General features: G+C 71.0%; 28 protein-coding genes and 1 pseudogene. 15 read left to right on the top strand and 14 right to left on the bottom strand.

All coding sequences use genetic code 11. The annotated features are described in order from the left end of the window. Nucleotides 1-53: 53 nt before the first annotated feature. Both PSQ21_RS21705 and PSQ21_RS21700 read left to right on the top strand, forming a co-directional pair. Nucleotides 54-275: a type II toxin-antitoxin system VapB family antitoxin gene (locus PSQ21_RS21705; protein WP_274032250.1), complete on the top strand. Its 222-nt coding sequence runs from the start codon at nt 54-56 to the stop codon at nt 273-275. A 61-nt stretch (nt 276-336) separates the two neighbouring features. Beyond that, nucleotides 337-504 (top strand): hypothetical protein, encoded by a 168-nt coding sequence (locus PSQ21_RS21700; protein ID WP_274032249.1) that lies wholly within the window; start codon nt 337-339, stop codon nt 502-504. A gap of 54 nt (nt 505-558) precedes the next feature. On the opposite strand, the gene PSQ21_RS21695 is transcribed toward PSQ21_RS21700, so the two are convergent. Beyond that, entirely contained in the window at nt 559-1,914 is a 1,356-nt protein-coding gene (locus tag PSQ21_RS21695) for a M14 family metallopeptidase (RefSeq protein ID WP_274032248.1), read from the bottom strand. A gap of 277 nt (nt 1,915-2,191) precedes the next feature. Here PSQ21_RS21695 and PSQ21_RS21690 point away from each other — a divergent pair, with 277 nt between their 5' ends. After that, complete coding sequence (locus PSQ21_RS21690; protein ID WP_274032247.1) at nt 2,192-2,569, top strand: hypothetical protein; 378 nt, start codon at nt 2,192-2,194, stop codon at nt 2,567-2,569. Between the two features lie 198 nt (nt 2,570-2,767). Here PSQ21_RS21690 and PSQ21_RS21685 read toward each other — a convergent pair whose 3' ends face one another. The 4 genes from PSQ21_RS21685 to PSQ21_RS21670 form a co-directional block, all read right to left on the bottom strand. Then, nucleotides 2,768-4,024, bottom strand: coding sequence for an RNA polymerase sigma factor (locus PSQ21_RS21685; protein ID WP_274032246.1), 1,257 nt, complete (start codon nt 4,022-4,024; stop codon nt 2,768-2,770). 71 nt (nt 4,025-4,095) lie between these two features. Continuing rightward, nucleotides 4,096-4,446, bottom strand: a complete 351-nt coding sequence (locus PSQ21_RS21680) for a YciI family protein (RefSeq protein WP_032792637.1) — start codon at nt 4,444-4,446, stop codon at nt 4,096-4,098. Between the two features lie 211 nt (nt 4,447-4,657). After that, nucleotides 4,658-6,112, bottom strand: coding sequence for a BTAD domain-containing putative transcriptional regulator (locus PSQ21_RS21675; protein ID WP_274032245.1), 1,455 nt, complete (start codon nt 6,110-6,112; stop codon nt 4,658-4,660). Between the two features lie 160 nt (nt 6,113-6,272). Continuing rightward, nucleotides 6,273-7,355 (bottom strand): epoxide hydrolase family protein, encoded by a 1,083-nt coding sequence (locus PSQ21_RS21670; RefSeq protein ID WP_274032244.1) that lies wholly within the window; start codon nt 7,353-7,355, stop codon nt 6,273-6,275. A 98-nt stretch (nt 7,356-7,453) separates the two neighbouring features. Here PSQ21_RS21670 and PSQ21_RS21665 point away from each other — a divergent pair, with 98 nt between their 5' ends. Together PSQ21_RS21665 and PSQ21_RS21660 are read left to right on the top strand one after the other, a co-directional pair. Next, the gene (locus PSQ21_RS21665) at nt 7,454-7,909 is read left to right on the top strand and encodes a MarR family winged helix-turn-helix transcriptional regulator (protein ID WP_274032243.1); all 456 of its coding nucleotides are present in this window, start codon (nt 7,454-7,456) and stop codon (nt 7,907-7,909) included. Nucleotides 7,910-8,079: 170 nt separating this feature from the next. Then, nucleotides 8,080-8,622, top strand: coding sequence for a hypothetical protein (locus PSQ21_RS21660; protein WP_274032242.1), 543 nt, complete (start codon nt 8,080-8,082; stop codon nt 8,620-8,622). A gap of 24 nt (nt 8,623-8,646) precedes the next feature. Here PSQ21_RS21660 and PSQ21_RS21655 read toward each other — a convergent pair whose 3' ends face one another. Then, entirely contained in the window at nt 8,647-9,777 is a 1,131-nt protein-coding gene (locus PSQ21_RS21655) for a hypothetical protein (protein WP_274032241.1), read from the bottom strand. 374 nt (nt 9,778-10,151) lie between these two features. Here PSQ21_RS21655 and PSQ21_RS21650 point away from each other — a divergent pair. The 9 genes and pseudogenes from PSQ21_RS21650 to PSQ21_RS21610 all read left to right on the top strand — a co-directional run. Then, a pseudogene (locus PSQ21_RS21650) lies at nt 10,152-10,376 on the top strand (Scr1 family TA system antitoxin-like transcriptional regulator); the annotation flags it as partial. Beyond that, a complete protein-coding gene (locus tag PSQ21_RS21645) occupies nt 10,373-10,561 on the top strand; it encodes a DUF397 domain-containing protein (protein WP_274032240.1) in 189 nt (62 codons plus the stop codon). The pseudogene PSQ21_RS21650 and the gene PSQ21_RS21645, both read left to right, overlap by 4 nt. Before the next feature lie 2 nt (nt 10,562-10,563). Next, nucleotides 10,564-10,950: a VOC family protein gene (locus PSQ21_RS21640; protein WP_018960223.1), complete on the top strand. Its 387-nt coding sequence runs from the start codon at nt 10,564-10,566 to the stop codon at nt 10,948-10,950. A gap of 124 nt (nt 10,951-11,074) precedes the next feature. Then, complete coding sequence (locus PSQ21_RS21635) at nt 11,075-11,701, top strand: RNA polymerase sigma factor (protein WP_274032239.1); 627 nt, start codon at nt 11,075-11,077, stop codon at nt 11,699-11,701. Further along, nucleotides 11,689-12,687, top strand: a complete 999-nt coding sequence (locus PSQ21_RS21630) for a CU044_5270 family protein (RefSeq protein ID WP_274032238.1) — start codon at nt 11,689-11,691, stop codon at nt 12,685-12,687. Before PSQ21_RS21635 ends, PSQ21_RS21630 begins: the two co-directional genes overlap by 13 nt. Before the next feature lie 379 nt (nt 12,688-13,066). Next, nucleotides 13,067-13,939: a hypothetical protein gene (locus tag PSQ21_RS21625; RefSeq protein WP_274032237.1), complete on the top strand. Its 873-nt coding sequence runs from the start codon at nt 13,067-13,069 to the stop codon at nt 13,937-13,939. 55 nt (nt 13,940-13,994) lie between these two features. Beyond that, complete coding sequence (locus PSQ21_RS21620; RefSeq protein WP_274032236.1) at nt 13,995-14,570, top strand: hypothetical protein; 576 nt, start codon at nt 13,995-13,997, stop codon at nt 14,568-14,570. Nucleotides 14,571-14,838: 268 nt separating this feature from the next. Next, nucleotides 14,839-15,834: a type I pantothenate kinase gene (gene coaA / locus PSQ21_RS21615; RefSeq protein WP_097866712.1), complete on the top strand. Its 996-nt coding sequence runs from the start codon at nt 14,839-14,841 to the stop codon at nt 15,832-15,834. A 65-nt stretch (nt 15,835-15,899) separates the two neighbouring features. Then, a complete protein-coding gene (locus PSQ21_RS21610) occupies nt 15,900-16,253 on the top strand; it encodes a hypothetical protein (protein WP_274032235.1) in 354 nt (117 codons plus the stop codon). 540 nt (nt 16,254-16,793) lie between these two features. On the opposite strand, the gene glmM is transcribed toward PSQ21_RS21610, so the two are convergent. The 4 genes from glmM to PSQ21_RS21590 all read right to left on the bottom strand — a co-directional run bounded on the left by glmM (nt 16,794) and on the right by PSQ21_RS21590 (nt 21,319). Next, entirely contained in the window at nt 16,794-18,152 is a 1,359-nt protein-coding gene (gene glmM, locus PSQ21_RS21605) for a phosphoglucosamine mutase (protein ID WP_274032234.1), read from the bottom strand. Between the two features lie 276 nt (nt 18,153-18,428). Continuing rightward, nucleotides 18,429-18,956, bottom strand: a complete 528-nt coding sequence (gene rpsI, locus PSQ21_RS21600) for a 30S ribosomal protein S9 (protein ID WP_069754088.1) — start codon at nt 18,954-18,956, stop codon at nt 18,429-18,431. 43 nt (nt 18,957-18,999) lie between these two features. Beyond that, complete coding sequence (gene rplM / locus PSQ21_RS21595) at nt 19,000-19,443, bottom strand: 50S ribosomal protein L13 (protein WP_274032233.1); 444 nt, start codon at nt 19,441-19,443, stop codon at nt 19,000-19,002. A 256-nt stretch (nt 19,444-19,699) separates the two neighbouring features. Beyond that, the gene (locus PSQ21_RS21590) at nt 19,700-21,319 is read right to left on the bottom strand and encodes an ABC-F family ATP-binding cassette domain-containing protein (protein WP_274032232.1); all 1,620 of its coding nucleotides are present in this window, start codon (nt 21,317-21,319) and stop codon (nt 19,700-19,702) included. A gap of 67 nt (nt 21,320-21,386) precedes the next feature. Between PSQ21_RS21590 and PSQ21_RS21585 the strand changes: the two genes are divergently transcribed. Next, nucleotides 21,387-22,235: a hypothetical protein gene (locus PSQ21_RS21585; RefSeq protein WP_274032231.1), complete on the top strand. Its 849-nt coding sequence runs from the start codon at nt 21,387-21,389 to the stop codon at nt 22,233-22,235. 66 nt (nt 22,236-22,301) lie between these two features. On the opposite strand, the gene truA is transcribed toward PSQ21_RS21585, so the two are convergent. The 4 genes from truA to rpsK form a co-directional block, all read right to left on the bottom strand. Continuing rightward, the gene (truA, locus tag PSQ21_RS21580) at nt 22,302-23,156 is read right to left on the bottom strand and encodes a tRNA pseudouridine(38-40) synthase TruA (protein WP_274032230.1); all 855 of its coding nucleotides are present in this window, start codon (nt 23,154-23,156) and stop codon (nt 22,302-22,304) included. A 93-nt stretch (nt 23,157-23,249) separates the two neighbouring features. Then, nucleotides 23,250-23,753 (bottom strand): 50S ribosomal protein L17, encoded by a 504-nt coding sequence (rplQ, locus tag PSQ21_RS21575; RefSeq protein WP_030578028.1) that lies wholly within the window; start codon nt 23,751-23,753, stop codon nt 23,250-23,252. A 188-nt stretch (nt 23,754-23,941) separates the two neighbouring features. Beyond that, entirely contained in the window at nt 23,942-24,964 is a 1,023-nt protein-coding gene (locus PSQ21_RS21570) for a DNA-directed RNA polymerase subunit alpha (RefSeq protein WP_003966937.1), read from the bottom strand. Between the two features lie 137 nt (nt 24,965-25,101). Beyond that, nucleotides 25,102-25,506, bottom strand: a complete 405-nt coding sequence (rpsK, locus tag PSQ21_RS21565; protein WP_003956432.1) for a 30S ribosomal protein S11 — start codon at nt 25,504-25,506, stop codon at nt 25,102-25,104. Nucleotides 25,507-25,545: the final 39 nt, after the last annotated feature.

Here is a 25,545-nt window from a genome sequence, read left to right as displayed (position 1 = left end):
TTTTTGTACATGACCCACATGACCCACATGCCCCGCACGAAGGGTGGCCGGACATGTCCGTGACCCGGATCGACATGGACGATGAAGCCCTGGAACGGGCGAGGGCCCTGTCCAAGGCCCGGACGAAGAAGGAAACCGTCAACATCGCCCTGCGCTTCTACGCCGAGCAGCAGGTGCGAGCGGCACGCGTCAGCCGCCACTTCGAGCGTGCACGCACCTGGGGTGCGGTCGAGGACGCGGAGCGGCGGCACCGAGCGGAGAAGGACGGGCAGTGATCTACCTGCTCGACACGTCGGGTCTCGTACGACTGCTCTCCGACAGCGCTCTCCGGTCTGCGTGGTCCGGCGCGCCGGGCAGCATCGCAGCGCCTCCGCGGTGGACCTGGTCATCGCCGCCACGGCGGCCCATCACGGCCTGACGGTCCTTCATGACGACCTCGACTACCGGACAATCGCCCGGCACGCTCCCGATCTGGGCCGGCACAGCGTTCACGACGTGGCCTGAGGCTCCGGTGCGGCCTCGTGGCGGAGTGCCGGGCACCGGAGCGGGTTCAGCCGGTCAGGAGCAGTACTGCGCCTCCTTGCCGATCGACCGGTACATGCAGTCCGCGTTCTCGATCAGCTGGAGCACCGCGTCCCGGTTGCGGGAGGTCTCGCGCTCGATGACCTCGTCGGGCGGGTAGAAGCCGCCGCCCGAGGCCGAGCGGGGGTACATCTCGAAGGTGTAGCCGAAGATCTTCTGCGAGCCCCACAGCCAGTCGTCGATGGACCCGTCGGTGATGTACAGGTCGCTGGACTGCTCGGCGGTGTATCCGTTGCTCGCGGCCATCTTGCGGCCCACGGCGGCGAACGCGTCACGGTCGTCGGCGGTCATGCCGGGGGCGGTGTCGCTGTACGTGTAGCCGAAGGGCCACAGCACCAGTTCGCTGTACGTGTGGAAGTCGATGGCCGCCGTGATCTGCTGCTTCCCGCCGATCACCCGGCTGCGCACGAAGTCCGCCACGACCTTGGTCTCGGGCGCGGACTCGGCGGCCCGGCCGCGGTAGGTCTCCGAGGACGGGCTGGAGGATGAGCCGCCGCAGCAGCCCCACTTGTAGGCCCAGTTGCGGTTGAGGTCGGTGCCGACCGCGGTGGAGCCGGAGTTGGGCTGCCGGTTCTTGCGCCAGCTGCGGTAGGAGCCCGAGGCGATGTCGTACTCGCCGCCGTCCGGGTTCATGTCCGGCACGATCCACAGCTCCCGGCCGTCGACCGCCTTCGTGATCCGGGAGTCGGAGCCGTAGCCCTGGCCCAGTTCGCGGAGAAGGTAGAGCGCCATCTCGACGGTCAGGTGCTCGCGGGCGTGCTGGTGGGCGGTGAACAGGACCTCGGGTTCGGCCTCGTCGGCGGCGACGTTGTCGCTGACCTTGACCGCGATGATGTCGCGGCCCTGGTAGGTCTTGCCGATGACGCGCTTGCTCATGATCGAGGGGTTCGCGGCGATGCGGGCGTCGATCGCCGCGTTCATCTCGGCGTAGTTGTGGTAGCGGGAGTCGGCGGGCGGGAAGTCCAGGGCGCTCACGCCGTCCGCCGCGTGCGGCTCGGCGGCCGGGGCGGGCAGGGCCTCCAGTACGTGGCCGCGCGCCCGGAGCTTCCGGGCCTGGGCGGCGTCCGCGGTGACCACGACGCCGTGGTCGTGGACCTCGTCGATCGAGACGCCCGCGCGGGCGATGTCGGTGCGGGCGACGGGGGTGGTGCGCCCGGGGATCTCGTACTGGAGCGTCCGCTCGTCCGCGGCGACGGCCGCGTCCGGGGCCGAGGCCCCGGCGGTCGCCACGGCGGTGGCGGGGGCCGCGAGGGCGAGGGCGAGCAGGATGGTCAGGGCGGCGTTGCGCCGGGTCTTCGTCGGCCGGGGTCTCCGTGCGGTGACGAGTCGCATTCTGCATCTCCTGGGTCCGTCGGGTGGGGGGGTGGAGCTGTGCGACGGACACAGGATGAACTTATGTCATGACCGGGTCAAGATGATGGTTCCGGCCATCCCCGCCACCCCCCTGTTCGGGCGACCGGGGGTCGGGGGTCGGGCCCGGGGGGCCGGGGGGCGGCGGGCGAGCCCCGGGGGGCTGGGGGTCGGGGGCCGGGGGCCGGGGGCCGGCAGGACAATGGCTCCGAATCCGCTTCGATGCGAGGCGGGTCACGAACGGCGGGGAGGACACAGGGTGTCGGCGGAGAGTCTGACGACGGGTCAGTGGTGGATCGTGGCGGTGGCCGCGTCCGCGGCGCTCCTGGCAGCGGTCCACTTCTGCTTCAGGAACCGCAGGGCGACGGTCTACTCATTGATCGCGCCCGCCCTCGGAGCTGTCGCCGTCCTGGGGTTCCGCGGCGCCCACGACCACTCGGAGGTGGAGGCGCTGGTCATCTTCTCGGTCTCCCTGCTCTCCTTGGCTCTGCTGATCGTGGCCATGAGGCCGGACATGGAGAAGATCAGGGCGAGGGCCCTGATCGGCGAGACGTACGAGGTCCCGAAGTGGAGGATCAACCTCTACGGGGTGCTGGTGGTGGCGTTCGCGGTGGTCGTGGTGTTCCTGCTGCTGTAGAGGCGGGAGCCCTGCCGCTGCTACGGAAGAGCGGACAGCTGTGCGGCTGCCGTGGAAGCGGACCGCTGTGCCGCTGCCGTGGAAGCGGATAGCTGTGCGGCTGCCGTGGAAGAGCGGACCGCTGTGCCGGTGCCGCTGCCGTGGAAGAGCGGGAGGCCCTGCCGGAGAAGCAGAAGCCCCGTACTCCCCGTACTCCCCCTACTCCCCCAGCTTCCGCCGCAGCGCGGCCCGCTCCGGCTCGGTGCCCGCGAGCTCCAGCGCCTCCCGGTACGCGGCAGCCGCCTCCCCGTCGCGCCCCAGCCGGCCGAGCAGATCCCCCCGCGCCACGACGTACGGCGGGTACGCCCGCAGCCGGGGCTCCCCCGCCAACGCGTCGAGCAGCGCGAGACCGGCCCCCGGCCCGTCCCGCATCGCCACCGCCACGGCGCGGTTCAGCGCCACCACGGGGGACGGGGTGAGCGTGAGGAGCACGTCGTACAGGGCCACGATCTGCGGCCAGTCCGTGGCCGCCACGTCCGCCGCCTCGTCGTGCAGGGCGGCGATGGCGGCCTGCACCCCATAGGGCCCGGCCGGCCCGCCGGTCAGCGCCCGGACGACCAGGGCGCGGCCCTCCTCGATCATCGGCCGGTCCCAGCGCCCCCGGTCCTGGTCCTCCAGGAGCACCGGCTCGCCCTGCGGCCCGGTCCGCGCGTCGCGCCGGGCGTGGACGAGGAGCAGCAGCGCGAGGAGCCCGGCGCTCTCCCGCTCGGCGGGCAGCAGGCGGTGCAGTATCCGGGCCAGCCGGATCGCCTCCTCGGCCAGGTCGAGCCGCTGGAGACGGGGGCCCGAGCTGGCCGCGTACCCCTCCGTGAAGACCGAGTAGACGACCTGGAGCACCCCGGGCAGCCGCTGGGGCAGCTCGTCGGGGCCGGGCACCCGGAACGGGATCCGGGCCTCGCGGATCTTCTTCTTGGCCCGCACGATGCGCTGGGCCATGGTCGCCGTCGGCACGAGGAACGCCCGCGCCACCTCCGGCGTGGTGAGCCCGGCGAGGCACCGCAGGGTCAGTGCGGCGCGGTCCTCGGCGGCGAGGGCGGGGTGGGTGCAGGTGAAGAACAACTGGAGCCGGTCGTCGGGAAGTTCACCGGCCGCGGTTACGTCGGCCGCGGGGACGACGGCCTCGGCTCGCTCCGCGTCGGCGGCGAGGACGGCGAGCCGGGCGGCGTACGCCTGGTCGCGCCGCAGCCGGTCCACCGCCCGGCGCCGGGCGGTCGTCAGCAGCCAGGCCCCGGGCCGGGCGGGGACGCCCTCGGCGGGCCAGTGCCGCAGCGCGGCCTCGATCGCCTCGGACGTCACCTCCTCGGCCAGGTCGAGGTCCCCGAACCGGCGGACGAGGGAGGCGAGCAGCAGCCCGCGCTCCTCCCGGAAGACCGCCTCGACGGCCTCGGCGGCCACGCGGCCCTCGCGCGGGGACACGCCCTCCCCCAGGGACTCGCCCTCCCCCGGGGGCTCCTCGCCCGGGGACACGCCCTCGCCCGGCACGGCTCTCAGGCCCCGAAGTCCGCGACCGGCCGGACGACGACCGAGCCGCCGTCCCGCGAGCCGGGGCAGCGTGCGGCCCAGTCGAGGGCGGCGTCGAGGTCGGGCACGTCGATCACGAGGAACCCGCCCAGCAGCTCCCGTGTCTCGGCGAACGGCCCGTCCGTCACGGTCCGCTCACCGGTCGGCGAGACCCGCACGGTGGTAGCGGTCACCAGATCGGCCAGCGACTCCCCGGAGACGTGGATGCCCGCGTCGCGTACGTCCTTGTCGTAGGCCATCCAGTCCTCGACGGTGCACTGGGGCGCGCCGCCCTGCTCGTCGACGGCCCCACTGTGGATCAGCAGCATGTACTTCATGGTCGGCTCCTTCTCGCCTGCAACGTGTCGCGCCCGCCGTGCGGGTCGCCCTACACGATGACGACGAACGGGACCGGCGCGGATCGACACGCCGCCGAATCTTTTTCACGACGTGTTTCACGAGGTGCTTCACGAGGTGTCTCATGAGGTGTTTCACGAGGTGCATCACGACGTGTTTCACGAGGTGTTTCACGACGGCTGCCCGTCCACATCACGACGGGAGCCGGCGTCCCGCCGCGCCCTGTTCCTCCACTTCCTCCTCGTTCTCCTCGTCCTCCTCGTTCTCCTCGTCCTCCACTGTCTCCTCGTCCTCCACATCCTCCGCGCCCGCCCCCGCACGCCCGCAGACGCCCATGCTGCACCAGCGGCGCCGGCCGCCCGCGTCGAGGAAGAGCCACCCGCAGCCCTCCCCCGGGCAGACGCGGACGGTGAGGCGGCGGGGGTCGGCGAGCAGGTCCGCGGCGCGCTGGGCCACGGCGTACAGCGGGAGCCGGGGCCCGGATGCCGGGTCCGGGCTCCAGCGCCCGAGGCCGTCCTCGCCCCGGACGAAGACCGCGTGGCGCATCGCTTCCTGGACCACCTCGGCGACCCGGGCGAACGCCCCGCCGTCGCCCCGGCCCCGCTCCTCCGTCAGACAGGCGTACAGCGCGCCCCGGAACTCCCGCGCTTCCGCCAGTACGGCGCTCGCCTCCTCGGGCCGTTTCTCCGCCCGCCGCAGCAGCCGGGAGACCGTACCGTCGTCGAGGAGGTCCAGGTGCCCGGCCCAGACCGCGAGTGTGCGGTAGCCGCGCAGCCACTCCGAGCCGGGCCGCCGCTCGCCGCCCCACCCCGCGTAGGTGTTGCAGAACTCCAGGGCCGGGTCCCCGCTGGTGTTCCACGGCAGCCACTGCCCCCGCACCCGGACGGCGTACACGGGTGGCGGAGGCCGCCGCAGGGCCGGGTCGTCCCGGCGTACCCGGTCGTACAGCAACCGCAGTCCCCGCCCCGGCTCGGCGTCGAAGACGGACCGCAGGGCGTCGCGCGTGGCCCGGTAGAGCCCGAGCGCGTCCGCCGACCGCCCGCTGCGGTGCAGGGCGACCATGCTGTCCGCGACGAGGCGTTCGCGCTCGGGGTGTTCCTCCGCGAGCGGGGGCAGCTCGGCGGCCACGCGCTCGTGCCGCCCCAGCGAGAGAAGAAGCCGGGCGCGCTCCTCCGCCGCCGACAGCCGCAGCGCGGCGAGCGGCCGGCCGATCCGGTCGCGCAGGGCCTCGTCCGCGACGTCCGCGAGCGGTTCCCCCCGCCACAGCTCCAGCGCCCGGTCGTAGCGGAGCACCCGCTCCTCGTCGTCCACGGCCGCCGAGGCGTCACGCACGGCGGCCTCGAAGGCGCGGGCGTCGATCTCGTGACCGTCGGGGTGGAGGAGGTAGCCGTCGTTCCGCGTCTCCAGCTGTACGCCGCCGGGTCCGAGGGCGGCGCGCAGCCTGCCGATGTAGGTGTGCACGGTGGACCGGGCCCCGGCCGGGGCCTCGCCGTTCCAGAGCAGGTCGATGAGCCTGCCGGTCGGAACGGTCCGGCCCGCCTCCCAAGCGAGGACGGCCAGCAGGCACCGCTCCTGACGGCGCAGCCCCGCGAGCACGGTCCGCCCCCGGTGGAGGACGACGAAGGGCCCGAGCAGGTGGAATTCCATCGGGAAAGCATCCAGCCGCCCCGACGCGCGGGGCCACCCCTCCGACGTCTCCGACGCCCCGACGCCCCGACGCCCCGACGCCCCGACAGTGCCTGCGCGATGCCTGCGCGATGCCTGCGCGAGGCGAACGAGGAAGTAGCCCTGCCGCCACGCGAGACGGTTACGCGAGACGGTTGAGGAAGAAGTCCCGGACGTCCTCGGCGAACAGCTCCGGCACCTCCATCGCCGCGAAGTGACCGCCGCGCTCGAATTCCGACCAGTGCCTGATGTCGTACAGCCGCTCGGCCAGTGGCCGCACCGACTGCGTGATGTCGTACGCGAACACCGCCACGCCGACCGGCACCGGGCACGGCTCGGTCCGCCGCGCCGCCTCGCGGTGCAGCCGCGCCGAGGAAGCCGCGGTGGCGGTCAGCCAGTACAGCGACACGTCGGTGAGCATCCGCTCGTCGCTGATCGGCGTACGGGGGTCGGTCCACTGGGCGAAGCGCTCGGCGATCCAGGCGAGCTGGCCGACCGGCGAGTCGGTCAGCGCGTAGCCGATGGTCTGCGGGGTGGCGGCCTGTAGGGCCTGGTACGGCGGACGGTTCGCCATCATCCGCCGCACCGTGTCCAGCCGGGCCTCGTCCGCCTCGGACAGGTCGACGCCGGCGTCCGGGTCCGGCCGGGTCGGCAGGTAGTTGACGTGCACGCCCGCCACCTGTTCGGGCGCCACCGCGCCGAGCGCCAAGGAGATACCCGAGCCGAAGTCGCCCCCCTGTGCACCGTAGCGCTCGTACCCGAGCCGCCGCATGAGCTCCGCCCAGGCCCGTGCGATCCGGACCATGTCCCAGCCGCGCTCGCGGGTCGGCCCGGAGAAGCCGTAGCCCGGGATGGACGGGATCACCAGGTGGAAGTCGCGCGTCAGCGGCTCGATCACGTCGCGGAACTCCAGGAAGGACCCGGGCCAGCCATGGGTGAGCAGCAGCGCGAGCGCGTCCGGTCTCGGGGACCGGATATGGACGAAATGGATGTTCTGGTCGTCGATCTCGGTGGTGAAGTGCGGAAGTCCGTTGAGCGCGGCTTCGTGTTCCCGCCAGCCGTACCCGGTGCGCCAGAGGTCGGCCAGCTCCTTGAGCCGCGCCAGCGGGAATCCGTAGTCCCACCCGGCGTCGGCGATCTCGTTGGGCCATCGGGTGCGGGAGAGCCGGTCGTTCAGGTCGTCGAGGTCGCCCTGGGGAATGTCGATGCGGAACGGCTTGATCATGGTGGCGCCTCCAGAAATATGGTTGGCTGAGCCAACGTTGGCTCAACCCACCATATGCTTCATCGTGGGTTCGGCCAACGACTTGTTACATTGCGTCCGTGGACACGGAACATGGGACGCCGCAGCGGCTGCGCGCACTGTCGAGCAGGCTGGTCAACCAGGCCGCGCTGGCCGCCAACCGGATCGTGGACCAGGAGCTGGCCCGGGCCGGCGCCCGGCGCTACCACTACGCCGTGCTGGCGGCGGCGGAGGAGTGCGGCCCGTCCAGTCAGGCAGACCTCGGCCGCCGCACCGGCATCGACCGCAGCGACATGGTGGCGACGGTCAACGACCTCGCCGACAGGCGGCTCCTGGAGCGGGCGCCCGACCCGGCGGACCGCCGGCGCAACGTCATCACCCTCACCCCGGCGGGCCGGAGGGAACTCACCCATCTCGACGGGCTGCTCGCCGCCGCCCAGGACGAGTTCCTCGCCCCGCTGCCCGCGGCCGACCGTCGGATCCTGATCGACCTGCTCACCCGCCTCGTGGATCACCACCGCGGCGACCACGGCTGAACGCACTGCGGCACGCCGCAACGCACGCGGGGGAACAGGGGGCGCACGGACCTCCCCCGCTCGCAGGTCTCCGGGCCCGGCCCGGCCCACGTCGTGGTGAGCCTTTGGTGAGCCACGCGGTCCACACTTCGGCTTCAGGCGATCCCGCCCTCTGACTCTGGGGAGTTCTCATGCGCAGCATTGCTCTCGGCACTCTCGGCACCCTCGGCGCTTTCGGCACGGCCTGTGTGGCCGTGGTGGCACTCGGCACGGTCCCAGCGGCGGCGGCCCCGGCCGGCACCGCTGCGCAGCGGCCCGACTGGAAACCGGCCCCCTCGGCCCCGTGGGACGTCGCGGCGGGCGAGCGGTGCGCGTTCGCCATCCACGGCGAGCCGATCGTGGACGAGGTCGTCCGGCGCGAACTGCCCCCGCCCGCCGAAGGCGTCACGCGCAGCGCGTACAAGGGCGATCTCGTGGTCCGGGTGACGAACAAGGAGACCGGGGCCCACTACGACGCCGACGTGAGCGGCTCCGCCCTGGTGGACGTGTACGCCTCCGGGGCCCAGTTCTGGCGGGTGGTGGGCCCGGTGCTGCTGGGCGTCGGGGACGGCAACCTCGCGCGGGGGATGTACGTCGTCGACGGCGTCTACACGATCGGCATCAGCCCGACGGGCAGCAAGACCGTTACGGGCCCGGTGGTCGCCACGGACAGCATCTGCGCGCACATCGACTGATCACGCGACTGATCACGCGACTGATCACGCGCCGAGCAGGCACGGCTCGTCGTCCGCGTACGCCCGGACATCGCGGCATTCCCCGCAGGACCCGGGCACGGACGACCGGAAGGCCCGGTCGCAGGCGTCGCAGTTCTGGAGGGGGACGACGGGCGCGGCGGCGGGCAGGCGCGGGGGAAGGAGCGCGATGAGCCGGTGCCGTACCAGCTTCGCCGGGTGCCGGAGGGGTACGGGCGGGTCATCGGTGAGCGCGACCCGCACGGCGTCCGGCCGCACGCCCCGCTCCAGCCAGGCGGCGACCCCGGGGGTGAGCCCCTCCACGTCCGCCTCGGTGAGGACGAACCGGGGCGCGGTGGCCTGGAGCCCGGCGAGCAGGCGGGCGGCCTCGGCGAACAACGCGGCGGTGGGCCGGTGGGGGAAGGGCAGCGGCGGGGGCAGCGGCTTGGGCGCGGTGGGCGGCGGCACGAGCCGGGGCGGGGACGCCGGTACGCGTCCGGGCGCGGGCGCGGCTACGGGTACGGGTGCCGGTTCGCGCTCCGGTACGGGAGCGGGTGCCGCCTCCCGTACGGGCGACTCCGGGGCAGGAGCCGGGGCGGGGGCGGGGACAGGGACAGGAGCAGAAGCGGGAGCGGGAGCAGGTGCGGGAGCAGGTGCGGGAGCAGGTGCGGGAGCAGGTGCGGGAGCAGGTGCGGGAGCAGGGACAGCAGCTGAAGTCCCGACAGCCCCGGCCCCTGCCCCGGCCCCTGCCCCTGCCCCGGCCCCTGCCACAGCGCCAGTCCCCGCCCCCGTCCGAGTCCCCGTCCGCCGTGTCGCCGCCTCCGGGTGGTTGTACGACTCCGTACGCGTGGCCATCCGACCGCCCTGAACGCGTTCGCGGATGCGGCGCAGGAACCCGTGGTGCTCCAACTCCCGCAGCGCGGCGGCGATGCGCGCCTCACTCTCCGGGAAGATCGCGGCGAGGACCTTGCCGCCGACGCGCCTCCCGGCGGGGAGCGACTGGATGTGCGTGCCGAGGCCGATGGCCAGCAGGGACATGCCGCGATGCTGGGAGAGCCGGTTGGAGATGATCGAGTAGCCGTCGGTCAGCCGGATGTTGATGTGTACAACACCGGAGGACGGGGCGCGCGGGGGCGCGCTAACCTGCTGGGTATCCATCGGGAAGCGTCTTCTTCCTCGTTGGTCAGGCCTTCGGTCGGGATGCCAGTCCCGGCCGGGGGCCGTCTCATGTCTGGGATGGTGGTCAGCGTGAGCATATGCCCGCCAACAGGTCATAAATCCAGCCCGGTTGGCACACTTCACCCATGTGAGTGACGGCGCGTACGCGCGCTCACGTGCCCGCGCGCCCTGGCGTAGCAACTGGCCCGGCCAGGGTCGGGTTGGGTTATTTCTCCAGTGCTCAAAGACACGTACTCAAAAGCTTTTACGTCGCGGGCGACCGCGACGCGGTCCACCACGTCGCGGCCAAGCGCGTCCCGGCCCACCGGATCGCGGTGCACCGGGTCGCGGCAGTCACGATCCGGTGAGCGCCACCTCCGCAGGCGGAGAAGCACGCGGGTCTCGGCGGTTCACACCGGATCCTTAAGCTCAAGGACAGAAAGACGGTCGGGCACGACGAGGTCCAGCGCATCAGCGGGCTGATCACCAACCCGCGCGAGGTGCAGATCCTGGAGATGCGGTACCACCTGCTCCGGTCACAGGCCCTCACGCCCCGGCTGTCACGGGAGTTCATCGAAAAACTGCTGGGAGAGACATGAACAGCACCGAGCTGACTTGGTTCAAGAGCAGCTACAGCACCAACGACGGCCCTCAGTGCGTCGAGATCGCCACCGCCCCCGCCACCATCCACGTGCGCGACTCCAAGCAGCTCCCCGGCGGCCCGCACCTCGGCTTCACCCCGGCCGCCTGGGCGGACTTCGTCACGTACGCGTCGGAGGCCTGAACATGCCCGTACGCGTCAAGGACTTCGACCACCTCGTCCTCAACGTCGGGGACGTCGAGCGGGCCATCGCGTTCTACTGCGGGCCGCTGGGCCTGGAGCCGGTACGGGTCGAGGAGTGGCGGGCGGGGAAGGTGCCGTTCCCCTCGGTCCGGGTCAGCCCGACCACCATCATCGACCTGCTCGACCGTCCGCGCGGCGAGTCGAACGTGGACCACATCTGCCTCGTCGTCGACCCGCTCGACTGGCAGGAGGTCATCGACTCCGGGGTGTTCACGGTGAAGGAGGGCCCGGTCCCCCGCTTCGGGGCCCGGGGCTCGGCCACCTCGGTCTACGTACTCGACCCGGACGGCAACACGGTCGAGCTGCGCTGGTATCCGCAGGACGCCTAGAGCGAGCGGAACGGACGGGCGGTGAAACGTCTCACGTGACACTTCACCGCCCGTGAACCTTTCCGGCCGCTGCGGGCAACAGGGGTGACAGCCACACCGACCGACGCACCCCCCGGGAGGCGCAGTGACCGGACCACCTCCGGCCCGCCCCGACAACGAACGCGAGCACGAGAACGAGGACGACGCCGAGGTCATCACGCAATCCCTCGACGAACCCGAACTGTTCGCCGGGCTGTACGACCGGCACGCCCCGGACATCCACCGCTACGCCGCCCGCCGCCTCGGGGAGGGCGCGGCGGACGACATCACGGCGGAGACGTTCCTCATCGCGTTCCGCACGCGGGACCGCTACGACACCGCGCACCGGCTGGCCCGGCCCTGGCTGTACGGCATCGCCGCCAACCTGATCGGCAAGCACCGCCGTACCGAGGTCCGCGCGCTGAAGGCACTGGCCCGGACGGGCCACGACCCGGTGGCCGCGTCCTGGAGCGACCGCTCGGACGACCGGCTGGCCGTCCAGGCCCCCCTCGCCGGTGCGCTCGCCTCGCTCTCCCCCGGCGACCGGCACGTCCTGCTGCTCGTCGCCTGGGCGGACCTCGGCTACCAGGAGGTGGCCGACGCGCTGCGGATACCGCTGGGCACGGTCCGATCCCGGCTGAACCGGGCCCGCCGCAAGGTCCGCGAGTCCCTGAGCACCGACCCCGCGTTCACCTCGGCCGAACAGGAGCTGACCCCGTCATGGACGAAATGAACCGGCTGCGGGAGCTGCGCGCCGATGCCCCCGTGCCCGACCGCGCCGCGCTCGCCCCCGGCCGCGAGCGGCTGACCGACGCCATCGCGGGCAGGAACCGCCGTACCCGCGGGCTGCGGGCCGACTGGCGAATCGCCTCGCTCGGCGCGGTGGTGGCGATCACCGCGGCGGCGCTGTTCATCACCCAGGTGGTGGACACGTCGGCCCCCCGGCAGTCGGCCCCGGCGACCGTGGCCGGCGACCTCGACCTGTCCGGCCCGGAGGCCGCCCTGGGGCGGGCCGCCGACTTCCTGGAGCGGCAGGCGGCCCCGCCGGAGCCGCGCCCCGACCAGTGGATCTACCTCCGGCAGGTCGGCGGAGAGCCGGCCCAGCCGACCAGGAAGGACGGGTCGGACTCCGGGATGAAGGTCTCCGTGGAGAAGGCGGATCCCGACTCCTGGATCCCGTACGACGACGAGGCCGCGGAGAACGACGCGTCCGACACCGACCACCGGACCGCGCGTGAGTCCTACAAGATCGCCGCGAATCTCCCGGAGGACCCCGGCGCCCTCCTCGCGGAACTGCGGAAGGTCTTCCCCACCGGCAGCGGACCCGACGGACCCCCCGAAGCCAAGGACGAACACAGCTTCCGCGCCCTGTCCGTCCTGCTGGAGTCGTACCCCCTCCCGCCCGACGCGCTGGCCCGCATCTACCGGGCGATGGCCACGGTCGACGGCGTCGAGGTGACCGACCACCTGATCCGGGACGCCTCCGGCCGCCAGGTCATCGCGGTGACCCGCAAGTACGACCAGCAGGACATTCGGCGCGAAATCCTCGTCGACCCGGTGGACTACAGCTACGCGGGACAACGCGACGTCGTCACCAGGACACACGAGGTCCCCGGCCCTGCCGCCCTCGAACCCATGGTCTACCAGCGCGGCGACGTCCTGATCGACATCGCGAGGACCAGGGCGGCCGTCGTCGACGCCAAGGGCCAGAAGCCCTGACCGTACGGCTCGCACGAAACCGGGCGCGGGCCAGGTGTCCGGCACAGGGGAGCGGACACCGGGCCCGTGGCCGTCCGCGCCGAGGGCAATCTCTGGCGCCTGGCCCGGTGGGGTGATCTCGGTACCTCGGTGTGGGTAACGGAGCAACAAGTCGAAGTGGTCAGGGATGAGCGCTGCGCCGCCGGTGCCGCCGGTGCCGCACGTACAGAACTGGAGGCTGGAACGTACTCGACCCTAAGCAGTAATCACACAGTGGTTACAGGTTGTCCTTTCACCTTGATCTCTCAACTTGGCTCTCTCATGCACCCGCTCACACGGACGGGGGGCGAGGGGCTGAACTGGTTGTTCTGCCGACGGCAGTTCGTCTAACTTCGGCGGCATGAAGACGACTTCGCTCAGCGAGCGGGATGTACAGGCGGTGAAGGCGACTGGCCGTGACACCCGCACGGAAATCCTCCGCCGCTCGATCCGCGCCAATGTGCCCCTGCGCAAGGCGTTCGTCCAGGCCCCCAGAACCGCTGCAAGCCGACACGGACCGCTCAGCGGGTTCGTAACCGGGCGGGACCTGCGCGGGCTGAAGGCGTATCTCCTCATCGTGGCCGCATGCAGCAACGGCACCGCCGGCTGGACGACCAGGCACGACAGCGCCGTGTGGGCACGAATGATGGACATCGACCGAACCGCCACCGAGCAGGCCGCCCGCACGGGCGCCTGGCGGGCTCTGCGTCGGCTCCAGCAGCGGAGCCTGATCAGCTGCAGCCGTTCCGGCACGATGATCACGGTCACTCTGCTGCGCGAGGACGGAAGCAACTCCCCCTACGAGCGGCCGCTGGGCACGACAGAGGCGGACCTGTATCTGCAGATCCCCTCCGCCTTCTGGTCCAAGGGCTACGACGAGCGGGTCGACCTCCCGTCCCTTGCGTTGCTCCTGGTGATTCTGCGCGAGAAGAATTGGTCGAAGTTCCCCGCCGAGATGGCTCCGCAGTGGTACGGATGGTCGGCCGACACCCACGAGCGCGGTTTGAAGGGACTGCTTGAACTCGGTCTCGTCGAGCGCCGAAAAGAGTTCAGGAAAGCCCCGCTGTCGCCCAGCGGCTTCACCATGGCCTACCAGTACCAGCGCGCTGCCATCATGCGTCCCCGCAAGCCCCGTAAGCAGGCCGTCCCGGGCCTCGCCGCCAGCGCGACCGAAAGGGCGGAGCGCAACGGCCGCAAGGAATCTGCGGCTGCGACCACCCGGCGGGGGAGGTAACCTCATCGGCACTTTCAGGGGGGAACGTCCGCGTACCCACACCGGCAACGATGAGGTGAGGACCGCCTGGCTGGACGAGTCCTTCCGCGAGCACGAGTCCGACGGCTTCTACATCATCGCTGGCACGATTCTCGATCCCGGCTCCGAAGCCGACGCCCGACTGGCCATGCGGAGTCTGAAGGGACCGCGTCACACGGCGAAGCCGCACTGGACCGAGATGGACCGCGCCGAGCGCAAGGACGCCACTCAGATCGTGGCTGCCCAGAAAGGGCTCCACGTCGTCTCGATCGGCGCACCCGTTCCCCAGCGCAAGCAGGAGAGAGCTCGTAGCAAGTGTCTGAGTGCGCTCGCCGTGGAGCTTCACGGCTTCGGCATCTCTCATCTCTGCCTGGAAGCGCGACAGGAGGAACTGAACGCCCGGGACATTCGCACCATGGCCGCGGTCCGGCAGACCGTGCTCCCCAGGGGCACCGTCATGCGAGCAGAACACATTCCCGGTGCCAAGGAACCGTTGCTGTGGATCTCGGACATCGTCGCGGGAGCCGTACGCACCCAGCGGCTGGGGGACAGCTGCTACACGAATCTCCTGGGCGAGACACTGATCGACTTCGACGTGCCCACCGACTGCTGAGAGAGGGAGCTCAGAAAGACGCCGAGCCAGGCTCCCGGTCTGCCCCAGGTCACCTGGCTCCACTTCCAGTCGCCCGCGGCGACCAGCTTGTCTTCACGGTACCGCTCGGTGTATGGCACTGCAAGATGATTCACGGTCGACCGGCTTCTGGTGTCCATCACCGCGTAGACGGTTGCTGGCCGGGACGGCTTGCGTCCTCCGGTGGGGTCGCCACCCACGTGACCGAGCCCACCCCCCACTCCGTTCGAAGTCCCGCGACAATGAACAGGTGATCACCTCACCCGCACGGAGCCCCCACCGTCGCACCGAGCACGCGCCGACCCCCTACGTCGACCTCTCGCGCGACGAGTGGAGCGCGCTGCGGGACAAGACGCCGTTGCCGCTGACCGCCGACGAGGTGGAGCGGCTGCGGGGGCTCGGGGACGTCATCGACCTGGACGAGGTGCGGGACGTCTATCTGCCCCTCTCCCGGCTGCTCAACCTGTACGTCCAGGCCACCTCGGGGCTGCGCGGTGCGCTGAACACCTTCCTCGGGGACGCCGGGAACGGGCACGGGGCGCAGCGCGGCACCCCGTTCGTCATAGGGGTCGCGGGCAGTGTCGCCGTCGGCAAGTCCACCAGCGCCCGTATCCTCCAGGCGCTGCTGGCCCGCTGGCCCGAGCACCCGAGCGTCGAGCTGGTGACCACGGACGGGTTCCTGCTGCCGATGAAGGAGCTGAAGGCGCGCGGGCTGACCTCCCGCAAAGGGTTTCCGGAGTCCTACGACCGGCGCGCCCTGACCCGCTTCGTCGCCGACATCAAGGCGGGCAAGGACGAGGTGACCGCGCCCGTCTACTCGCACCTGATCTACGACATCGTCCCCGGCGAGCGGCTCACCGTGCGCCGCCCCGACATCCTCATCGTCGAGGGCCTCAACGTCCTCCAGCCCGCACTGCCCGGCAGCGACGGCCGCACCAGGGTCGGGCTCGCCGACTACTTCGACTTCAGCGTGTACGTGGACGCGCGCGCCGAGGACATCGAGACCTGGTACCTGAACCGCTTCCGCAAGCTGCGCGCCACGGCGTTCCAGGACCCGTCCTCGTACTTCCGCAAGTACACCCAGGTCTCCGAGGAAGAGGCGCTGGACTACGCGCGCACCATGTGGCGGACCATCAACAAGCCGAATCTGCTGGAGAACGTCGCTCCGACGCGTGGCCGGGCCACGCTGGTGCTCCGCAAGGGTCCGGACCACAAGGTCCAGAAGCTGTCCCTGCGCAAGCTCTGACCGCTTCGGGGCGAGCGGCGGCAGCCGGTGCGTCCCTCGCCCGGCGGCGCCGGTAATACGCGACGGTGAGGATCGCCAGGAGCGGGCCCCAGGCGAGGAGCGGGGCGTATGTCGCCCACAGCGCCCAGGCGGCCGGACCGCTGGTGGGGAAACCGTCGCCGTTCTCGTTCATCGGCTCCACGAAACCGAAGATCTGGTTCAGCACGCCGTACGCGCAGAGCATCATGATCAGCGTCGCCCCGAGTGCGGCCGGAATGACCACCGCCGGGATCGGGATCTGTCTGCCGCGCAGCCCCGGCGCCCACCGCGGCACGACTTCGCCCCACGGCCGCACCAGCCCGAGGGCGAGCAGCGCGAGCCCTTCGGAGACCACGGACAGCCCGATCACGTACGGGCGTTCCCACACCGCCCAGTGGTAGTCCGCGTCGTGGCCGGCCAGACCCAGCACCAGCGCGACACGCCACAACCCGGACGGCAGGACACACAGCGGGATGGCATGGGCCACCCGGACCGCCCAGCGGGGAACGGGCTCGACGGGTTCGCGGACGGCAGGCGCGTCGGCCGATGTGTCGGCTGCCTTCGCTGCTGCCGTGGCTCTGGCCCGCGTGGTCATATGCGCCCTCCCCGACGAGATCCGACGTCGTCGATCTTCGCGTGCGAAGTGGGAGCTCGGCATCCGCCGCCGGGTCGAGCGGCGCTCGCCCGCGCGGCGGACGCCGGGGGCGACCACGGGAGGATGCCATCGGCGCTCAGGGCGCCCGGCGGGCACAGACCAGCGGGCACAGACCAGCGGGTGCCCTGCTCCGTCCTCCGAGCCGGGCCGCGGCCGCTGAACGTGGTTCTTCCGCGAGAACGCACCGGGGCCCGGGGAAGGTCCGGCGCGTGCGGAGGCCCCCGGCGAACGCACCGGGGGCCTCTGTACGCGCGTGACCCGTGCTCCGGGCCCTTGAAGCGGCGGCTCAGCCCAGCGCGGACTTCACCACGTCGGCCAGCCGGCCGGCGACGGCCCGCGCCTGTTCGATGTCGGCGGCCTCGACCATGACCCTCACCAGCGGCTCCGTGCCCGACTGGCGCAGCAGTACGCGCCCGGTCTCGCCCAGCTCGCGCTCCGCCTCGACGACCGCGGCGGCCAGCTCGGACGAGGTGTTCACCCGGGTCTTGTCGACGTCGGGGACGTTGATGAGGACCTGCGGCAGGCGCTGCATGACCCCGGCCAGCTCGGCGAGGCTCCGGCCGGTGGCGGCGACGCGGGCCGCCAGCATCAGGCCGGTCAGCGTGCCGTCACCGGTCGTGGCGTGGTCCAGGACGATGACGTGCCCGGACTGCTCGCCGCCGAGCGCGAAGCCCTCGGCCTTCATCGACTCCAGGACGTACCGGTCGCCGACCGCAGTCTGGACGAGCCGGATGTTCTCGCGCTCCATGGCCAGCTTGAAGCCGAGGTTCGACATCACGGTGCCGACGACGGTGTCCTTGCGCAGCGAGCCGGCGTCCCGCATCGCGAGGGCCAGCACGGCGAGGATCTGGTCGCCGTCGACCTCCTCGCCCGCCGCGTCCACGGCGAGGCAGCGGTCGGCGTCGCCGTCGTGCGCGATGCCGAGGTCGGCCCCGTGCTCGACGACGGCGGCGCGCAGCAGCTCCAGGTGGGTGGAGCCGCAGCCGTCGTTGATGTTCAGGCCGTCCGGGTCCGCCCCGATGGTGACGACCTCGGCCCCGGCCCGCGCGAACGCCTCGGGAGAGACCCGGGCGGCGGCGCCGTGCGCCTCGTCCAGGACGACCTTGAGACCGTCGAGCCGGTTGGGCAGGACGCCGATGAGGTGGGCGACGTACCGGTCGAAGCCCTCCGTGTAGTCGGTGACCCGGCCGACGCCGGCGCCGGTCGGGCGGCTCCACGGCTCACCGGTGCGGTGCTGCTCGTAGACCGTCTCGATCCGGTCCTCCAGCTCGTCGGCCAGCTTGTGGCCGCCGCGCGCGAAGAACTTGACGCCGTTGTCGGGCATCGCGTTGTGACTGGCGGAGAGCATCACGCCGATGTCCGCGCCGAGCGAGCCGGTCAGATACGCCACGGCGGGCGTCGGCAGGACGCCGACACGCAGCACGTCCACACCGGCGCTGGCCAGGCCCGCCACGACGGCGGCCTCCAGGAACTCTCCGGAGGCCCGCGGATCACGTCCGACCACGGCGGTCGGGCGATGGCCCGCGAAGGTGCCCGCCTCGGCGAGTACGTGCGCCGCCGCGACCGAGAGGCCGAGCGCGAGCTCGGCCGTCAGATCGGCGTTGGCGACACCGCGTACTCCGTCCGTACCGAAGAGTCGTCCCACTGGTGTCCTCCGAAGTGCTCCGAAACCACAAACAACCACTGCACAGCAAACGAACTGAGCAACGAAACAACGAAAGCAAAGAAAAAACGCAAAAAGGCACGTCGGACGGCATGGCGCGACCGACCTGCCGGATGCGCGACGGCGCTCACCGGGCCACGATCCCGTCCGGTCCGATGAACGTCTTATGCCGTTATACGCCCGCGAGGGCTGATAAACGAACGCCCCAGCAGCACAGAGTGTGCCGCCGGGGCGAACGTGACAGTCGAGCAGGCGAGATTAGCGCTTGCTGTACTGCGGGGCCTTACGGGCCTTCTTGAGACCGGCCTTCTTGCGCTCGACCGCACGGTCGTCGCGGGAGAGGAAGCCGTTCTTCTTCAGAATGGCGCGGTTGTTGTCCACGTCCGCCTCGTTCAGCGAGCGGGCCACACCGAGGCGCAGGGCACCGGCCTGGCCGGAGACACCGCCACCCGAGATGCGGGCCACGACGTCGTAGCGACCGTCGAGCTCGAGAACCTTGAAGGGCTCGTTGACTTCCTGCTGGTGCACCTTGTTGGGGAAGTAGTCCTCAAGGGTGCGACCGTTGATCTTCCACTTGCCGGTGCCCGGGATGATCCGGACGCGGGCGATGGCGTTCTTGCGACGGCCAAGGCCGGCCGCGGGCTGCGGGTCGCCGAAGCGGCCCGCGAGCGACTCGGAGGTGTACTCACCCTCGACGGGGACCTCGGACTCGAAGGTGGTCACCTCGGCGAAGGTCTCCTCGCCCTCGGTGCCCTCGACGGGGGTCTCAACAGTGGTCTCGGCCACGATTCTCCTCAGATCTTTCTGTATGTCTTAGGGGTGGCCGGAACTACTGCGCGACCTGGGTGATCTCGAACGGGACCGGCTGCTGCGCAGCGTGCGGGTGCTGGTCGCCCGCGTAGACCTTGAGCTTCGAGAGCATCTGACGGCCCAGGGTGTTCTTGGGGATCATGCCCCTGATGGCCTTCTCGACGGCCTTCTCGGGGTTCTTCGAGAGCAGCTCGTCGTAACGCACCGAACGGAGACCGCCCGGGAAACCCGAGTGGCGGTACGCCATCTTCTGGGTCTTCTTGTTGCCGGACAGGTGAACCTTGTCGGCGTTGATGATGATGACGAAGTCGCCCATGTCCATGTGGGGGGCGTAGATCGCCTTGTGCTTGCCTCGGAGGAGGTTCGCAGCCGTCGTGGCCAGACGTCCCAGGACGATGTCCTGAGCGTCAATGATGTGCCACTGGCGCGTGACATCGCCGGGCTTGGGGCTGTACGTACGCACTTCGCAGCCTTCGCTTCTTCAGTGGATGGGATCCAGACACACGGCACCCCTGAAGCGATATGCAGCTGGGGCTCACAATGCCGGGGACGCTGCCCGTATGCGAGCCACTGGTAACTGCTCCAGGGAACCTACGTAAGGCCCTTCGCGTGAGAACGACGAAGCCAATACGTATAACAAACCGGAAGCCTACCGGGGAGCCCCCGCCCGGGTCAAAACGCCCCTGCCGGACCAGCCCCGCCACCGCCGACCGCCAAGGTCACCGCGCCCGCTCCACCCTCCGCTCGTCCCACACCGGCTCCGCCGTCTCCCGCACGACCCCGTCCGAGCCGAAGACCAGATACCGGTCGAAGGACTTCGCGAACCACCGGTCGTGCGTGACGGCCATCACCGTCCCGTCGTACACCTCAAGACCGTCCTGCAGCGCCTCCGCGGACTCCAGGTCCAGGTTGTCCGTGGGCTCGTCCAGCAGCAGCGCCGTGGTGCCGGCCAGCTCCAGGAGCAGGATCTGGAACCGCGCCTGCTGCCCGCCGGACAGCTTCTCGAACGGCTGGTCCCCCTGCCGCTCCAGCTCGTAACGCCGCAGCACCGACATCGCCCCGCCCCGGTCCTTGGCGTGCTCGGACCAGAGGATCTCCACCAGCGTCCTGCCGAGCAGCTCCGGATGCGCGTGGGTCTGGGCGAAGTGCCCGGGCACGACCCGCGCCCCCAGCTTCCACTCCCCCGTGTGCGCCACCGGCTCCCCCGCCAGCAGCCGCAGGAAGTGCGACTTGCCCGACCCGTTGGAGCCGAGGACCGCGACCCGCTCCCCGTAGTAGATCTCCAGGTCGAACGGCTTCATCAGCCCGGTCAGCTCCAGGTTCTTGCAGGTCACCGCCCGCACCCCGGTCCGTCCGCCGCGCAGCCGCATCGTGATGTCCTGCTCGCGCGGCGGCTCCGGCGGCGGGCCCGCCTCCTCGAACTTCTTGAACCGGGTCTGCATCGCCCGGTAGCGCGAGGCCATGTCATGGCTGATCGACGCCTGCTGCCGCAGTCGCAGGACGAGCGCCTTCAGCCGGGCGTGCTCCTCCTGCCAGCGCCGCAGCAGCTCCTCGAAGCGGGCGAACCGTTCCTTGCGCGCCTCGTGGTAGGTGTCGAAGCTCCCGCCGTGCACCCATACGTCGCTGCCCGCCGGGCTCGGCTCGACGCTGACGATCTTCTCGGCGGCACGGGACAGCAGCTCCCGGTCGTGGGAGACGAAGAGGACCGTCTTACGGGTCTCCTTCAGCTTCCCCTCCAGCCACCGCTTTCCCGGCACGTCCAGATAGTTGTCCGGCTCGTCCAGCAGCAGGACCTCGTCGGGCCCGCGCAGCAGCGCCTCCAGCACCAGCCGCTTCTGCTCACCGCCGCTGAGCGTGCGGACCTCGCGCCACTGCGCCTTCTCGTACGGGACGCCCAGCGCGGCCATGGTGCACATGTCCCAGACCGTCTCGGCCTCGTAGCCGCGCGCCTCCGCCCAGTCGCTGAGCGCCTGCGCGTACGCCATCTGCGCGGCCTCGTCGTCGACGGTGAGGATCTTCTCCTCGGCCGCGTCGACCGCCTTCGCCGCCTCCCGGATACGCGGCTGCGCCACGGACACCAGGAGGTCCCGCACCGTCCGCTCGTCCCGCACCGAGCCCACGAACTGCGGCATCACACCGAGCCCGCCGCTCACCGACACGGAGCCGCCGTGCGGCTGGAGCTCACCGGCGAGCAGCCGCAGCAAGGTCGTCTTGCCCGCCCCGTTCGCCCCGACGAGCGCGACGACGGCCCCGTCGGCCACCCGGAACGAGGCGTCGCCGAGCAGCACCCGCCCGTCCGGTAGGTAGTACTCCAGGTGGCCTGCTTCGAGATGTCCCATACAGAGCATTGTCACGGTCGGCGAACTCCTGGCCCAACCGGTTTACGTCTCCCTCTAAACTGCGCGCATGAGCTTTGGGCAAGGGGGGGCCTCCTGGGGGCCCGGGGGCGACGGGACTCCGGACTGGGCGGCGCTGGCGGAGGAATCCGCGGCGCGTGCCCGCCGGAAGAAGCTGATGGTGATCGGCGGTGGCGCTCTGGCCACCGTGGCGATCGGCGCGGTCGTGGCCACGGCAGTGGTCACGTCGAACGGCGGCGGGGGCACGGCGGACAAGAACGCGAGCCAACTGCCCGCACCCGCCGAACTCCCCGAGGACACCTCCGCGCCCGCGCCCTCGTTCTCCTCGGTCGCACCGCCGCCCCCGCCGGACCCCAAGGACTACATCTCCAGCGCCAAGAAGGACAAGGCGCCCATCACCGCCGACGGGTTCTTCCCCGGCAAGAAGCTCACCATGGGCGACCGCGTCCACCTCAAGGGCGCGACGAGCGACACCGCGAAGTGCGCGACGGGCACCCAGGGCGCCCTCGGCGCGGTCCTCACGAACAACGGCTGCGAGCAGCTCGTCCGGGCCACCTACCGCAAGGACGGGGTGGCCGTCACCGTCGGCATCGCCGTCTTCGAGACGGAGGCCCGCGCGAAGAAGGCCGTCGACCAGAGCTCCGGCGGCCTCGCCTCGCTCAGCGGCGGCGGCGTCGACACCTTCTGCCGGGGCGGCACGGTCTGCCTGCGCACCGCCAACTCCTACGGCCGGTACGCCTACTTCACCGTCGGCGGCTTCCTGAACGGCAAGCGGGTCACCACCGCAGACAAGGACGTCTACGCGGTCAACAAGGACCTGACGAACTTCGCCTTCCGCCAGATCCACCGCCGGGGCCAGCTCCAGGCCTCCGAGGCCGCCGCCGACCCCAACGGCTGACGGGGACGACGCCCCCGGCGCCGAACTCCTGGCCGTACGACCGGGAGTTCGGCGGCGGAGCGACGTTCAGCAGCAGCCCGCCCCCGGCAACGTCCGTACGTTCCGCGCCTCCACGGCACGGGCCGCCAGCAACGCGTCCGCCGGGTACGCCACTTCCTCCAGCGTGAGCCCGTGCGGGCGCACCACGTGCACCCCGGGGTCGCGCACCTTCGCGGCGAGCACCTCGGCGGGCCAGCCGGCCGGCCGCCGCCCGTCGCCGACGAACAGCGCCGCCCCGATCAGCGCCCGCACCATGTTGTGGCAGAACGCGTCCGCCTGCACCGTCGCCGTCAGGACCCCGGAGCCGGGGTCCCGTACCCAGCCGAACCGCTGGAGCGTCCGGATGGTCGTCGCGCCCTCGCGCTTCTTGCAGTACGCGGCGAAGTCGTGCTCCCCCACCATCGGCGCGGCCGCTTCGTTCATCGCGTCCACGTCCAACGGCCGGTCGTGCCACAGCACATGACCCCGGGTCAGTGGATCGACGCCGCCGGGCCGGTCGCCCACCCGGTACGCGTACCGCCGCCACAGCGCGGAGAACCGGGCGTTGAACCCGGCGGGTGCGGGAGCCGCGCGCCAGATCCGTACGTCCAGCGGCAGCCGGCCGGCCAGCCTCCGCAGCAGCTTCTCCTCGTGCTCGGCCCAGACCGCTTCCGGCAGGTCCACGTGGGCCACCTGGCCGCGCGCGTGCACCCCGGCGTCCGTCCGGCCGGCCACCGTCAGGTCGTACGTCACGGCGGAGCGGGTCACGGTCCTCAGCGCGTCCTCGATCTCTCCCTGCACCGTGCGCCGGCTGGTCTGCTTCGCCCAGCCGGAGAAGTCCTTGCCGTCGTAGGACAGGTCCAGCCGCACCCGTACGAAACCGGGCTCCGCGTCGTCACTCACCGCGTCATCCTCTCCACTGCCCTGGTCAGCAGAACGGGCCCGCACCGCCCCGAAGGGTGATGCGGGCCCGTCCCGTGGTCCGTCTCAGAACGCTCAGGCGTCCTTGGACTCCGCGTCGTCGGCCGGCTTGGCGTCCTCGACGGACTCAGCCGCGGGGGCCTCGTCCTTCTTGAGGGCGTCTTCCTTGACCGCACGCTTCGTCGCGGCCTCGGCCTCACCGGTGGCCTGCTGGGCCACGGTCAGCGCCTCGACCAGCTCGATGACCGCCATCGGGGCGTTGTCGCCACGACGGTTGCCGATCTTGGTGATACGGGTGTAACCACCGGGGCGGTTCTCGTACCGGGGAGCGATCTCGGTGAAGAGCGTGTGGACGACGCTCTTGTCCGTGATCGTCTGGAGCACCAGGCGACGGTTGTGGATGTCGCCCTTCTTCGCCTTGGTGACGAGGCGCTCGGCGACGGGGCGCAGGCGGCGGGCCTTGGCCTCGGTCGTCGTGATGCGGCCGTGCTCGAACAGCGACTTCGCCAGGTTGGCGAGGAGCAGACGCTCGTGCGCGGCGCTGCCGCCCAGACGGGCACCCTTTGCGGGACGCGGCATGGTGATTCTCCTTGTGTGCTGCACCGGCCGTATCAGGTACCGGTGTCAGTTCCCGCGAGGCGGACGCCTCACGGAAGTCATGGCTGCCGTTCGGGCTTGATACATCAAGCCCGTCCGGCGATTGAGGACGAAGCCTCAGCCCGGCACGGGGGCACCCAGCAAACCGGGCACCCCCAGCCGGGAGGCGATCAGTACTGCTCGGTCTCCACGAAACCGGCGTCCGCGTCGTCGTCCGCGCCGAAGGCGTCGGCGGCGGCGGTCGGGTCGAAGCCGGGAGGCGAGTCCTTGAGCGCGAGGCCCATACCGGCCAGCTTCGCCTTGACCTCGTCGATCGACTTGGCGCCGAAGTTGCGGATGTCGAGCAGGTCCGCCTCGGAACGGGCCACGAGCTCACCCACGGAGTGGATGCCCTCGCGCTTGAGGCAGTTGTACGAACGGACCGTGAGCTCCAGCTCCTCGATCGGCAGAGCCAGATCGGCGGCGAGAGCGGCGTCCGTCGGGGACGGGCCCATGTCGATGCCCTCGGCGTCGATGTTGAGCTCGCGCGCCAGACCGAACAGCTCGACCAGGGTCTTACCGGCCGACGCCATGGCGTCACGGGGACGCATGGCCTGCTTGGTCTCGACGTCGACGATCAGCTTGTCGAAGTCGGTGCGCTGCTCGACACGGGTCGCCTCGACCTTGTACGTGACCTTGAGCACCGGCGAGTAGATGGAGTCGACCGGGATCCGGCCGATCTCCTGGCCGACCTGCTTGTTCTGGACGGCGGAGACGTAGCCGCGACCGCGCTCGACGGTCAGCTCCATCTCCAGCTTGCCCTTGCCGTTGAGCGTGGCGAGAACGAGGTCGGGGTTGTGCACCTCGACACCGGCCGGGGGCGCGATGTCGGCGGCGGTGACCAGACCCGGGCCCTGCTTGCGCAGGTACATCACGACGGGCTCGTCGTGCTCCGAGGAGACGACCAGCTGCTTGATGTTGAGGATGAGGTCGGTCACGTCCTCCTTGACGCCCGGCACGGTGGTGAACTCGTGCAGGACCCCGTCGATCCGGATGCTGGTGACAGCGGCACCGGGGATCGAGGAGAGGAGGGTGCGGCGGAGGGAGTTGCCGAGGGTGTAACCGAAGCCCGGCTCCAGCGGCTCGATCACGAACCGGGAGCGGAACTCGTCGACGACCTCTTCGGTCAGCGACGGACGCTGAGCGATAAGCATGCGGTGATCCTTCAGTCGTGGGCACCCACTATTTGATGCCCGACAGATGTAACAAGGGTACGGGCGGTACGCCCCGTAAGAGGTGTACCGCCCGGACCCGGCGCTACTGACGCACGGCCGTCACCGGCCGTGACGGGTCAGACGCGGCGACGCTTCGGCGGACGGCAGCCGTTGTGCGGCGTCGGGGTGACGTCCTGGATCGAACCGACCTCGAGGCCCGTGGCCTGGAGGGAGCGGATCGCGGTCTCACGGCCGGAGCCGGGACCCTTGACGAAGACATCGACCTTGCGCATGCCGTGCTCCTGCGCGCGACGGGCGGCCGACTCGGCGGCCATCTGCGCGGCGAAGGGGGTGGACTTGCGCGAGCCCTTGAAGCCGACGTGGCCGGCGGAGGCCCAGGAGATCACGTTGCCCGAGGGGTCCGTGATCGAGACGATGGTGTTGTTGAACGTGCTCTTGATGTGCGCGTGGCCGTGAGCGACGTTCTTCTTTTCCTTGCGACGCACCTTCTTGGCTGCGCCCTGACGACCCTTGGGGGGCATGTCTTTACTCCAGATGGAGAGGGGAGGTGATCGGTCCTA

The sequence above is a fragment of the Streptomyces sp. MMBL 11-1 genome (genome assembly GCF_028622875.1).
GTDB lineage: Bacteria > Actinomycetota > Actinomycetes > Streptomycetales > Streptomycetaceae > Streptomyces.
This window is presented reverse-complemented; position numbering and strand designations above follow the sequence as displayed.